The sequence below is a fragment of the Micromonospora sp. NPDC049107 genome (assembly GCF_040648595.1).
GTDB lineage: Bacteria > Actinomycetota > Actinomycetes > Mycobacteriales > Micromonosporaceae > Micromonospora.
The window spans coordinates 684,343-696,387 of record NZ_JBEZEC010000001.1; the positions used below are offsets into that span (position 1 = coordinate 684,343).

A 12,045-nucleotide genomic window follows, 5' to 3' on the forward strand; every position below is an offset into this window, starting at 1 on the left:
AGCGACATGGCATTCGTGCTCACCACGTCGAGCGACGTGCACTGCCCCAACCAGGGGAAGGTCTCTCCGACCGGGCAGGGCAAGCTGACCGTCGACCACAAGCCGGTGGTCCGCCTCGACGGCATCAACGGCAAGTCGGTGGCCGGCTGCACCATCACCACCAGCAACTCCACCAAGCAGTGCAGCACGGTGACGTCCGCGACCGGGGCGGCCGGAAAGCTCACGGTCGGCAACGTGGCCGTGGCGTTGGACTCGCTCAGCGGCGCCACCGACGGCTCCAGCCCCGGACTGTCCGCCAGCGCCGGCCAGAGCAAGCTGAAGGCGGCCTGACGTGGACCGTACCGAGCGCGAACGGCAGGCCGCCCAGCGCCGCTACCTCGGCTGGGGCCTCGCCTTCGAACCCACCATGCCCGGCGTCGACCTGGCCCGGGACATCGTCTTCGACGATGGACCGAACGGCCGGACGTTGGCGCTGGTCGAGGGCACCGGCAACGTGGCGCAGAGCCTCGCGGTGGCGCTGACCACGCTGCGCGGCTCGAACGTCTTCGACGCGACGTTCGGCTTCGACGGCCTCAACGCCCTCGCCGAGCAGATCGAGCCGAACCTCATCCGCGAGCAGGTCCGCATCGGCATCATCACCCTGCTCGACCGCGATCCGCGGGTCCGCAAGATCGTCGACGTCAACCTCGACGACGGCCGGCTCGGCGCGGGCCGCGCCGACGACGCCTCGGCCGCCGCGCTGCGCGCCTCGCGCACCCTCCAGGTCCAGGTCCAGTTCGAAACCATCACCGACGACCGGCTCTCGGTGCGCCTCGGGGAGCTGCCAAGTGTCTGACCCGACCCTCCCGGCCGAACTGGCCGACGTCCTCGCCGTCGACGCCGCCGCGCTGCGGGCCACCGGCTCGACGGGCTTCGGCGTCGTCGAGACCGGCTTCGTGCCCAAGTCCTTCGCCCGGTTGCTCGCCGAGAAGCTGGCCACCGCCCGGCTGCTCTTCGGCGAGGACGTCGACCTGACCAGTGGCGCGGTGCTGCGCAAGGTCCTCGAACTCGCCGCCCTGGAGGACGCCCGGATGTGGGCCGCGCTCGGCGCGGTCTACGACAACTCCTTCGTGGTGTCCGCGACCGCCGACGCGCTGACCCGCCTCGGCGAGGAACTCGGCATACCCCGGCCGTACCTGCCGGCCCGGGGGACGGTGAAGCTCAAGCTCAAGGCCGCGCTGCCGACCGGCCACCCACAGCTCACGCTGCCCCGGGGCGCCCGACTGTCCACCCCCGGCGGGCACCACGTGGCCCTGGACGAGACGGTGGTGCTCTCCGCCGCCGTCGGTGAGCGCGAACCGGCCGTCGCCGCCTTCTATCCCGGCCCGGCGCACAACCTCGACCCCACCCAGCCGCAGCAGAAGATCGACCGCTGGAACCGCGCCGACACCCTGCTGGCCGACCTGGACGACGCCGAGCAGGCCGCCGGCAAGGAGCTGGTCGAGATCACCCACGCCGTCGCGCTCACCGGCGGCGAACAGCAGGTCTCCGACGCCCGCTACCGGCAACTGTTGCTCGCCGCGCCCCGCTCCATCTGGACGGCCGAGGCGATCGGCCTCGCCGTGGCCACCGTGCCCGGCGTACGCCAGGTGCAGGTCTTCGACGGCCGGGGCGGACTGGACCTCAACCAGTCCATCTTCGGCAACTTCAACTTCATCGAGCGGGTCTTCAGCACCGAACGCGACCTGGGCAACCCGTACTACGTCACGGTGCTCGTCGCGCCGACCGCCGCCGCCATCTGGGACGGGCCGGACGGCCTGCACGCCGCCGTCGAGTCGGTCATCGAGGACCTGCGCCCGGTGGGCATCTTCGCCTCGGTGGACCGCGCCGACGAGGTCGGCATCGGCGTCGAGGCCGACCTGGTGATCCGGGGCCTGCCGCTGCCCACCGGCTCGAAGGAGACGATCAACGCCTCCACGGCCGCCACCGAGCTGCGCGCCCGGCTGCACGCCCGGCTGCGCCGGTACGTCGACGAACTGCCCTTCGGCGAGCCGGTCCGCGCCGCCGAGGTGATCTGGACGCTGATGAACGAGCCGGGCGTCGCCGACGTGCGCAACCTGCGGCTGGTCCGCTTCCCGGCCGACTCGGCGGTGGTGGTGACCGGCAGCGCGCCCACCGGCGACGGGGTGCAGCGGCTGCCGGTCGGCGACAACGCGGTGCTCGCCGCCAACCAGGTGCCCGTCTACGTCGACCGGGACGACCCCCGGCCGTTCCGGATCGTCTGAGCGGGGGCGCGATGACCGACATCCGGGTACCCGTGGACGGCGTCGACCCGTCCGTCGAACGCAACCTGATCGACCAGTTGGAAGGCCCCTACCTGGGAACCGTCCGGCGGGTCGTGGTGCCGCTCGCCACCACCGGTGCCGCCGCCGTGGACTGGACCAGCCGGCATCCGCTGCTCACCGTCGTGCTGCGCCGCGACCTGGCCGAGGAGACCGTCCGGGTGACGGTCACCGTCGACCCGGGCGGCGCGGGGCAGCGGGTACTGCCGCCGGTGGTGTTCGCGCCCTGGTCCGCCGAGGGCGCGTCGGTGCCGGCGTACGTGCCGGACACCGCCGACGAGCCGCTGGTCGCGCCGTTCGCGGTCGCCGTGTCGGCCGAGCGGGCCGTCGAGGGCACGGCCGCCACGGCGGTCACCGGCACCGCGCTCCCCGCCCTCGTCGAGCTGGCCGTGGTCGAGGGCAACCTGGGTCGCCTGCTCTACCTGGTGTCGTACGAGAAGCACCGGCTGCGTCGGGCGGCCCGGGAGGTGCACGCGTACCGGACCCTGGCCCACGCCCGGCGCGACGCGCTGGACCGGATCGGCGCGGACGTCGGGGTGGCCCGCTTCGTCGACGAGCTGGTGCACGAGCCGACCAACGGCGAGGTGTACGCCCGACGCCTGCCCCCACCGGCCCGCGAGCCGGACGACGCGTACGCCCACCGGCTCGGGCTGTACCGGCGGTTCCTGCTGCCCACCCCGGGCGCGGTACGCCGGCTGCTCAACGGCCCCGGCGCGGACACCGACCCGAACACGGGCCTCTTCGCCGACCTGCCCGGCGGGGCGCGCTTCACGCTGCGCGAGGACGACGACCAGTTCGCGGTGGCGGTCCGGCTGGTCGCCGTCGGTGACCCGCAGCACCGCAGCAACTTCCTCGCCCAACTGCGCCGCGACCGCCTGGTGTTGCCCGCCAACACCCCGCCGAACAACACCGTCCACGCCGGTCGGGCGTTGCCGGCCAGCCGCCTCGCCGAGGTCACTGCACTGCGGGCGAGCCTGCGTCAGTCGTACACCTTCGACAGCTCGCACGGCATCGCGCCGCCGCTGGCGACCGCCCTGGACCGTGCGGGGCGGGTGTGCCGGGCGCTCGGCTCGACGATCGTGTGGCAGGTCAGCCGCGCCCAGGACGACGCCGGTGGGAGCCGCTACGAGTTGGGTCTCGGCGTCGACGTGAGCTGGCCGACCCCGGCGCAGGCCACCGACCTGCGTAACCGGGTGCTGGACACCGGCCGGACGGTGACCGCCGACCGGACCGCCGAGGCGCTCATCGCCGCCGCCCGCGCCGCCGGCGTGCCCACCGTCTCGGCCGACGGCGAGCTGGCCTGGCTGTGGCGGGTCTGCGGGTTGCCGACCACGCACCGGGTCAGCACCACCGTGATGTACCTGTCGCACCTGCCCACCCGAGGGCTCGCGGTGACCGCGCCGCTCACCGCTTCGGTGGGCGTCGACGCGCCGGTCGAGGCGCAGTTCCACGCCCCGGGCGACCCGGGTGGCAACGCCCTGCTGCTGGCCGGTCTGGCCGCGGCACGCACGGCCTGGGTGGCTGCCGGGGAGACGGCGTGGTCCCCGTTGACCGACGCGGCGGCCCGGACCCGGTGGGCGGCCGTGCCGACCCGACCGGCCGGGCAGCCGGTCGACGCGGTCCTCGCCGCCGCCGGCCTGCCCGCGGTACGCGACCCGGCGCCCGTGGTGGCCGCGCTGAACCGCCTCCCCGACGAGCTGGTGGAGACCATCGAACTGCCGGCTGCGTTGGCGTCCGCGCTGATCGCCGGCCAACCGGCCGCCGCCGACCGGCTGGCCCGGCTGGTGGGGCTGCTGCGCGACCAGCACCTCGCCGCCGTGCTTCCGCTCGTCGAGACGGGCAACCGGGTGCTGCTGGTGTGCGGCGTCATCGGCCTGCCGCAGGCCGGGCTGAACCTGAGCGAGCGTCGGGCCACCGGGTTCCGCTGGTACACGGTGGGACTCGGCGGCGGCACGGCGGAGATCAAGGCGGTCGGCGCGCGGACCGCGCTGCGCCCCACCCACGCCGGCCTGGTCGCCGTGGTGGCGCTCTCCTACGTACGGACCGGCCGGACCGATCCGTACGAGTTCCGGGTCGAGCTGCCCGACGGGGTGACGTTGACCCTGGAGCAGTACGAACGGCTGATGAACACCCTGACGAGGATCTGCCCGCTCGGGGTGGAGATCAACACCTTCGGCATTCGCCGTGACCACGTCGACCTCGACGACGACGGGACGGCCGAGCCGCTGCGCCCGGCCGTCGCCCGGACCTTCCGCACCTTCCAGCAGCGCCGGCACCGCGGCGTGTACGACCAGCTCTGAGAGGGACACCACGATGGCGAACGAGATCAACTACGACGGGGTGACCGTCACCGAGCTGTACGAGGCGTTCACGCGCCACGGCATTCCCGCCTCGGACGCCAGCGTGCTGGTCTCCTCCTGGATCTACGAGAACGTCGGCACCGCGAAGCGGGTGTTCAGCTACGCCGAGTCGTTCCCGGCGGTGGAGCCGGGCTGCGCCCCACCACCGTTCGCCCGCACGTTCGCGCACACCGACTGGGTGGACGGCGAGGACGTCGTACAGGCCGGCCAGACACCGGGGGAGCAGGGCTTCAACGAGCGGTTCCACCGCATCGAGCACGACCTGGACCACCTCGGCGCCGACCTGGCCAAGGCGTTCACCTGCATGGCGGCGATGCGGGTGAGCCTGCGCCGGTTGCTCGACGAGATCCGCGCCGAGATCAACCGGCTGCACTCGACGGTGCACGAGAACAAGATCGTGCCCGGCCCGTACACCTTCGAGCAGATCCCCAACTACATCGGCGCGTTGGACTTCGGCAAGTACATGGGCACCACGATGTTCATGGACAAGAAGGTCAGCATCTGGCAGACCAAAGCCGGCACGATCGTGCTGCCCGCCGTGGAGACCCTCGGCGTGGACGTGGTGGTCGGTCCGAAGGTGCGCGGCGCCGCCCAGGTCGCCCGCTACGCCGTCGAGCACGGTGACGTGCGGCAGCGCTTCCCGCGCGAGGTGAAGGTGGTCGAGTTCATCCGCTTCTTCGGCGAGGACGAGGTGGCCGACGGCCGGACCATCCGCGACGTGCTCAAGGTGCTGCCGGCCGACAGCAGCTACCCGAGCCTGGACGCGATGATCGCCGAGGTCAGCGAGCGCGAGGCCGTCATGGTCCGGACCACCGTCGGGGCCCAGTCGGCGGTCTCCGCGGCCCTCGGCGTCGACGCGGGGCTGGAGAACGTCGCGGACGCCGACATCGCGATGCTCGCCGGGGTGCCGACCAAGGCCCGCGCCGCGCTGGCCCGCGCCGGGATCAGCACGCTGGGCAAGCTCGCCGAGGCGCCGGCCGAGCGGGTGCTCGGCATCATGAAGGAGGCCGGGGTACGCGCCGAGGCCGGCGACGCCGCCGAGTGGACCGGGTACGCCCAGACGCTGAGCAAGCTGCGCTGAACGGCCGGCGACGACTCCGGCGAACGGTTGATCCGCGCCGTTCGCCGGGTCGGTGTGACGACACTGCGCTGGCGTACCGACCCTCCACACCCGACCGTGAGAATCCCACGGGGCGATCGGGCACGAAGGGCGCGCGGATGGCAGTTCACGAGGCGAGGTACGACCTGCGCTCCGGGGCGCCGGAGACCGGGGCGGTGCGACCGAGTCGGTACGCGTTGCGGCTGCTCGGCGGCTTCGCGCTGGAACGCGACGGCCGGTCCGTGGTGGTGCCGCAGGGGGCCCGGCGGCTGCTCGCCTACCTCGGCGTACGCCAGCGGTGTGCCCGCTCGGAGGCTGCTGGGACGCTCTGGCCCGCCTCCCACGAGGATCGGGCGCGGGCCAACCTGCGCACGATGCTGTGGCGGCTGCACCGGGTGACGCCCGAGCCCTTGGTCGAGGAGGACGACGGGCTGGCCCTGGCCGCCGACGTCACGAGTGACGTGGCCGCCCTGAGCACGGCGGCGGCCGTCCTGCTGGCCGGCGGCTCACCCGTGGGCACCGTGCCGGCGTTGGCGACCGGCGAGCTGTTGCCCGGCTGGTACGACGACTGGGTTCTGACGGAGCGGGAACGGCTGCGCCAGACCCGGCTGTACGCGCTGGAAGCTCTCGCCGAACGCCTCACCGCCCAGGGACGCTTCAGTGAGGCGGTGCAGGTGGCGTTGACCGCCGTGCACCTGGAGCCGCTGCGGGAGAGCGCCACCCGCGCGCTGATCGCGGTGCACCTGGCCGAAAGCAACATCAACGAGGCGGTGCGACGGTTCGAGCTGTTCCGCGCCGACCTGGGCCGGGAGTTGGGCGTCGCTCCGACACCCTGGCTGGAGCGTCTGGTGCAGGCTGGCCGCTCCGGCGCCGCGGTCCCGTATCCCTGAGCAACCGCACCACCCATACCGACAACGCGCCCCCGCGTGTCCCGCCTGGCCTCTACCTGTCTCGCCTGGCCGCTACCTGTCTGGCTCCTGCCCGGCCGTCGGTCTGCCCCCGCCAACAGTCCGCTCAGTCAGCCCGGCCGCCCGCGGGCGGCGGCCACGGGTCTCCTGCGCGCCCTCTGCTCTGCTTCAACCCGCGCAACACTGAGACGCCGTCAGTGTTGCCTCCGTTGAAGCAGAGCAAGGGACGCGCGAGGGGGTGGGGTAGGGGCGTCGGGTTGGCGGGCGGGCGGACTGCTGGTCAGCCGGGTCAGTGGGTCGCGGGCGGGATGCTCTGCTCGTACTGGAAGACGTTGTGCGGGTCGTACTTCGCCTTGACTTTGCGCAGTCGTGGGAAGTTGCGCCCCCAGTAGGCCTCCTCCCACTCCGCCATGCCGATGTTCGGCACGTTGACGTACGCGCCGTCCACGTAGGGTCGCAGCGCCTGGCTGAACTCGGCGATCCAGGTCTGCGCGATCGGGGTGATGGCGTCGCCGCTGTCCGGCTCGCCGCGGGTGCCCCAACCAGCGCCGGGCTCGGAGTAGAAGAGCGCGTCACGGTGCGGAAACGCCGAGCCGCCGAAGGGCTCCTGCCGTTGGGCGCCCCGGCCGAACGCCTGGGTGAAGAAGTTGCTGTCCGGCGACGGAGCCTTCTCCATGAACTCGCGGACGATGCTGATCGCCCTTGTCGGGAAGGGTTCCCTGGTGAACTGGGAGAAGAACTTCCACTTCGCCGGCTCTTCGTCGTTCGGGACCTGGAATCCGGCGTACGTCTCGCTCCAACCGCCGATCTGCACGCTGACCTCGGGGTTGCCGATGGAGAGCAGCGGTTCCAGCAGCCTTCTCACCTCCGCCTCCGATCCCTCGGCGAGCACCCCGAACACCAGGATCTCGGTCGGGTGGATCTCGACCTGGCTGCCGAGGCGGGGGTCGGCGAACGGCGCGACGCGCTGCCAGGTGTCGAAGACGTCGTGCAGGTCGTCGAGGCCCGACCAGGTCGCCTGCAGGTACGCCACGCTCTCCAGCGGGGCTACCTGGTAGGTCAGGGAGGTGACGATCCCGAAGTTGCCGTTTCCGGCGCCGCGCAGCGCCCAGAGCAGGTCCGCGTGGTTCCACGGGTCCACCTCGAGCACCCTGGCGCCGTTGGCGCCCGCCGCGACGACGATCTCCGCCCCGATCAGGTTGTCGCAGGCCATGCCGAGGTAGCGGGTGAGGAACCCGAAGCCGCCACCGAGGGTCGCGCCGGACAGGCCGACGGTCCCCTCCGTTCCGGTCGTCGCCGCGAGGTCGTACTCCCCGAGCGCGGTGATCGCTTCCGACTGGTTGAGCCCCGCGCCGAGCTTCGCCGTGCGCGTGGCGGTGTCGATGTGGACGTCCTTCAGCTCGCTGACGTCGATGACGAGGCCGTTGTCGACGTTCGACCAACCTTCCAGGCTGTGCCGGCCGCTGCGTACCCGCAGCGCCACGTCGTGCTGCCGAGCCCAGGTGAGGGCGTTGACGACGTCCTGGGTCTCCTGAGCGAAGACGATGACCAGCGGGTAGCGCACGAACAGCTCGTCCCAGCCGATGCTCGCCTCCGCGTAGTCGGGGCTCTGGGGGCGGACGATCCGGCCGGTCAACGTCGCGGGCGGGTAGGTGTCGCCGACGGGTGGGCCGTCCGCCGCCACCGCCGAACTGCCAGCCATCACGCCGGGCAGGGCGATCGCTCCGGCGCCGACGGCCGTCGCCCTGAGCAGATCGCGACGAGAAAGGTCGCGCATGGTCCGAATCCTCTCGACGGGGGTCGCGTCAGAGATTCGACCGAGAGGACCTTTGCCTCCCAACTGACGCAAAACCACCGTAATTCCGCAGGCTGCGGCGCAGATCCGAGAACTTGTCACAGAACCCGGTCGGGTGACGCGACGGCAGGTCAGTTGGCGTGCGCGGGCTGGTCCAGGATGGCGCTGAACCGCTCCTCGGCAAGATCGAGCTGACCGAAGATGTGCCGCTTGACCCCCGCCGACAACGGCGTGTCCGGCCGGCCGATCAGATCCCGGAAGAGCGGCACCAGCGGCCGGTACTTACGGGCCGACGAGACGACCTTCGGCCCGACCGTGTGGATCACGCCGACGCCGTTGTCGGTGAAGTCCGACACCTTGATCACCCGGGCCCAGGGCTCGCGGTCCAGGCTGACCGCCAGGTGCTCCCGGTACTGCGTGTTGCGGTCCCGCTCGGGGTCGTACACCGGGTTGGTGACGGCGGCGACGAGCGTCGCGACACGCGTCCCGAACCGCACGGCGAGCGCGGCCAGCGCGGCCCCGGTCGGGTCGGTGCCGGCGCCGTCGCCGGCCAGCTCGACCGGGTGGTCCTCGACCGCGTCGTGCAGCAGGCCGGCGACGATCACGTCCACGTCGCGCACCTGGTAGTGGTGCATCAGTCGGATCGCCACCCGCAGCAGGTGGTTCAGGTACGGCTCGCGGACGCGCCGGTCGTCACGGTGCAACTCGGCGGCCAGGTCGAGCGCGGCGGTCAACCGCTCGCGGGCGGCGTCGTCGAACTGTTGGATCTCCAGCCGGAAGCGCTCCAGCAGGCCCGGTTCGCCGTGGATCTCGGTGATCGCGTGCATCGGCATGCTGCCCAGGTGCGGCGGGAAGTCCATGCGTCACTTATAGCCGATCTTCACCACATCGATGAGCCCTTACGTCGTCGACCCGACCACGAACTCCGGCGGGTCGAGCCGTCAGATCGGCAACCGGTCGGCCCCGGCCAGGGGATTCACCACGAGAGGGACCAGCGGCGTCGGTAGCACGGGATCACGACGCAGGGTGGGCGTCCAGCCCGCGTCGGCGGCCAGGTCGGGATCGTGGACCGCGTTGTACGCGGCCAGCAGGTCGACCGGCCGGGCCCGGCCGGTGCCCTGGCGCACCCAGGAGCCCCGCTCGGTCAGCCCGGTGCCACCCCAGTCGTAGAGCAGGTCGGCCGGGTCGACCGCCGGATCCAGGGTGAAGAAGTTGTTCTCCGCGTACATCGCCGACTGGACCCCGACGCCGAGGGCGTACTGGAAGCCGTCCCCGCCGAGCCGGTAGTGGTTGTTGTAGACGTCGACCTGACCGAAGCGCACCCGGGGCAGTCGTTGCAGGACGCCGTCGAAGAGGTTGTGGTGCAGGGTGACCTTGAGCCGGCCCACGTCCGGCCCGACCGTGTTGGACGAGCCGATCAGCATCAGCTTGTCCCGCCCGATGAACCGGTTCCAGGTGGCGGTGACTCCGCTGGCGGTGTGGGTGACGTCCAACGACCCGTCGTGCACCTGGTAGGGCCGCCCGAAGTAGCTGGGCTGGGCGCTGTCCGGGTTGTCGCCGTCGGTGAACGTGTTGTGGTCGACCCAGACGTGCTCGCTGCGACGTACCGAGATCTGGTCGTACTGGCTGTTCCAGTTGCCGGTCTCGCCGTCGGTCGGCGACCAGGCGGGGAAGCAGTCCCGGGCGTCCACGAAGGTCAGGTTTCGCACGATGACGTTCGACGCCCGGTCGATCATGAGGGTGAGGCCGGTCAGCCGGGCCCCGCGCAGCCCGACGATCGTGGTGTTGGGGCCCACGTTGATCTGGGTCTGGCGGGTCTGGTTCGCCACCGACCGCACCCGGGCCTCCTCCAGCGGCCCGGCGGGGGCCACCCGACCCCACACCGCCGGGTCGTACGCGGCCAGGTAGGCGTCCAGCCGGTACGTCGGGTCGGCCAGGTCGGCGCAGCTCAGCGCCGTACCGTCGGGTGCTTCGAAGCCGTCGACGGCACCGTCCACGTAGATGAGCTTCGGCGTGGCATCGGTGGCGTTGGTGGCGTTGTCACCGCCGAGCGCGTCGACCAGCTCGGCCCGGCTGTGCACCACCCGGGTCCGTTCGGCGGTGGCCGCCGAGCCGCCGGTGGTGCCGTCGCCCTCGGCCGCCCAGCCGTCGCGCTCGGGCAAGGCCTGCCGACCGAGGTGGCGGGCCGACCAGGACAGCCGGTCGGTGGGCGGAACGTCGGGGTGGGCGGCGGCCGGTGCGGCGACGAGCAGCAGGGCGACCACCAGTACGCCGATGAGGGATTTGCGCATCGCTTCGCTCCGTTCTGCTGAGGTGTCTGATGGCGTGGTGTCGGGTCCGGAGGTGCTATTCCGCGAGTTCGGTGCGATACGGGGCAGTCGCCCAGGGCACGCCCCACTCGCTCGGCAGCGCCCCGCGTTCGGCCGAGGCGCGCAGCACGTCGGCCACGCCGCGCAGGTGACGGACGCGCTGGTCTCCGTCGCCCACCCCGTCGACCAGCTCCCCGTCGAGCAGTCGGGGCTCGGGGGCGGCCCGCAGCGCGTCCAGCAGGGCGGTGAACGGCGCGGTACGGGCCAGCGGCGCGATCAGCGGCACCCCGACCGGGTCGATCCGGTGGGCGAGCAGGTTCTCCAGCAGGCCCCGTCGACCGGGGACGCGGCGGGTCACCGCGTCGCCGGGCAGGCGCAGCCGGTCGGTCGGGTACTCCAGCGACGCCGGCCCGCTCGTGCCGGTCACCACCAGCTCGCCGGCCACGAACTCGGCGGAGGCCAGCGTGACCGCCGCCAGCACGGGTGGGCCGGCGCGGAGACGGACGCGCAGCACCGCCGTGTCCTCCACCTCGATCGGCCGGACCCGGTAGCGCTCCACCTCGATCGCCGCCGGCCACGGTGGCGCCCCTCCCAGCGCCTCGGCGACCGCGAGGCACTGCATTACCGCGTGCGCGAGCGGGTTGACGAGCGCGCCGTCCAGCACCGGCCGGCCGTCCACGCTTCGTCGACCGGCCCACGGGGAGCGGGCGTAGTAGGCGTCCGGCCGTTGCCAGGCGGCGACGGCGGAGATGCCGGTGACCGTGCCCAACCGGCCCGCGGCCACCGCGTCGGTCAGCGCGGTCAGCGCCGCCGAACCGAGCGCCTGAAAGCCGACCTGCGCCACCCGGCCGGCCGCCGAGAGCGCGTCGGTCAGCTCGTGATGCTCGGCCATCGACAGCACCGGCGGCTTCTCCAGCAGCAGGTCCGCGCCGGCCGCGACGGCGTCGCGGGCGATCGGCAGGTGGGTGTGCGGCGGAGTGCAGATCACCACCACCTCCGGGCGGGTGGCGGCGAGCATCGTCGGGTGGTCGGTGAACACGCCGACGCCGGGCGGCACGGGCGCCTCCCGCTCGTCGCGCACCGGTGCGACGTCGACCAGGGCGACGAGTCGCAGGCGGCCGTCGGCGTGCAGCGGGGCGATCACCCGCCGGTGCCAGTGACCGTGCCCGTTCGCCCCGATCACCGCCACCGTCGTCGGCGGCACCGACCCGTTCACGCGACACCGACCGAAAGCGCCACCGCCGGTAGCGCCG

10 protein-coding genes are annotated in these 12,045 nt (G+C 72.5%); 6 read left to right on the forward strand and 4 right to left on the reverse strand.

Annotation, left to right across the window (positions count from 1 at the left end):
* The first annotated feature begins 6 nt into the window (after positions 1–6).
* The 6 genes from AB0B55_RS02910 (at position 7) to AB0B55_RS02935 (ending at position 6,670) form a co-directional block, all read left to right on the forward strand.
* Entirely contained in the window at positions 7–330 is a 324-nt protein-coding gene (locus tag AB0B55_RS02910; protein ID WP_355051238.1) for a hypothetical protein, read from the forward strand.
* 1 nt (position 331) lies between these two features.
* Positions 332–835 (forward strand): hypothetical protein, encoded by a 504-nt coding sequence (locus AB0B55_RS02915; RefSeq protein ID WP_355051237.1) that lies wholly within the window; start codon positions 332–334, stop codon positions 833–835.
* Positions 828–2,264: a baseplate J/gp47 family protein gene (locus AB0B55_RS02920; RefSeq protein ID WP_357169816.1), complete on the forward strand. Its 1,437-nt coding sequence runs from the start codon at positions 828–830 to the stop codon at positions 2,262–2,264. Before AB0B55_RS02915 ends, AB0B55_RS02920 begins: the two co-directional genes overlap by 8 nt.
* Positions 2,265–2,275: 11 nt before the next feature.
* Positions 2,276–4,621 (forward strand): hypothetical protein, encoded by a 2,346-nt coding sequence (locus AB0B55_RS02925; protein WP_357169819.1) that lies wholly within the window; start codon positions 2,276–2,278, stop codon positions 4,619–4,621.
* A gap of 13 nt (positions 4,622–4,634) precedes the next feature.
* Positions 4,635–5,762, forward strand: coding sequence for a hypothetical protein (locus AB0B55_RS02930; protein ID WP_357169822.1), 1,128 nt, complete (start codon positions 4,635–4,637; stop codon positions 5,760–5,762).
* Between the two features lie 137 nt (positions 5,763–5,899).
* A complete protein-coding gene (locus AB0B55_RS02935) occupies positions 5,900–6,670 on the forward strand; it encodes a BTAD domain-containing putative transcriptional regulator (protein WP_357169825.1) in 771 nt (256 codons plus the stop codon).
* 307 nt (positions 6,671–6,977) lie between these two features.
* On the opposite strand, the gene AB0B55_RS02940 is transcribed toward AB0B55_RS02935, so the two are convergent.
* The 4 genes from AB0B55_RS02940 to AB0B55_RS02955 all read right to left on the reverse strand — a co-directional run bounded on the left by AB0B55_RS02940 (position 6,978) and on the right by AB0B55_RS02955 (position 12,008).
* Positions 6,978–8,465 carry an FAD-binding protein gene (locus AB0B55_RS02940; RefSeq protein ID WP_357169828.1) on the reverse strand — a complete coding sequence of 496 codons (1,488 nt, stop codon included), beginning with the start codon at positions 8,463–8,465 and terminating at the stop codon, positions 6,978–6,980.
* 149 nt (positions 8,466–8,614) lie between these two features.
* Positions 8,615–9,343 (reverse strand): HD domain-containing protein, encoded by a 729-nt coding sequence (locus AB0B55_RS02945; RefSeq protein ID WP_357169831.1) that lies wholly within the window; start codon positions 9,341–9,343, stop codon positions 8,615–8,617.
* An 81-nt stretch (positions 9,344–9,424) separates the two neighbouring features.
* On the reverse strand, positions 9,425–10,774 hold the full coding sequence (locus tag AB0B55_RS02950; protein WP_357169834.1) for a polysaccharide lyase family 1 protein: 1,350 nt from the start codon (positions 10,772–10,774) through the stop codon (positions 9,425–9,427).
* Positions 10,775–10,829: 55 nt separating this feature from the next.
* Positions 10,830–12,008: a Gfo/Idh/MocA family oxidoreductase gene (locus AB0B55_RS02955; protein ID WP_357169837.1), complete on the reverse strand. Its 1,179-nt coding sequence runs from the start codon at positions 12,006–12,008 to the stop codon at positions 10,830–10,832.
* Positions 12,009–12,045: the final 37 nt, after the last annotated feature.

Bases quoted from the DNA above. Each gene is read 5' to 3' on its own strand.
- AB0B55_RS02950 (WP_357169834.1), bottom strand. From the start codon at position 10,774: ATGCGCAAATCCCTCATCGGCGTACTGGTGGTCGCCCTGCTGCTCGTC.
- AB0B55_RS02945 (WP_357169831.1), bottom strand. From the start codon at position 9,343: ATGGACTTCCCGCCGCACCTGGGCAGCATGCCGATGCACGCGATCACC.
- AB0B55_RS02935 (WP_357169825.1), top strand. From the start codon at position 5,900: ATGGCAGTTCACGAGGCGAGGTACGACCTGCGCTCCGGGGCGCCGGAG.
- AB0B55_RS02910 (WP_355051238.1), top strand. From the start codon at position 7: ATGGCATTCGTGCTCACCACGTCGAGCGACGTGCACTGCCCCAACCAG.
- AB0B55_RS02940 (WP_357169828.1), bottom strand. From the start codon at position 8,465: ATGCGCGACCTTTCTCGTCGCGATCTGCTCAGGGCGACGGCCGTCGGC.
- AB0B55_RS02930 (WP_357169822.1), top strand. From the start codon at position 4,635: ATGGCGAACGAGATCAACTACGACGGGGTGACCGTCACCGAGCTGTAC.
- AB0B55_RS02925 (WP_357169819.1), top strand. From the start codon at position 2,276: ATGACCGACATCCGGGTACCCGTGGACGGCGTCGACCCGTCCGTCGAA.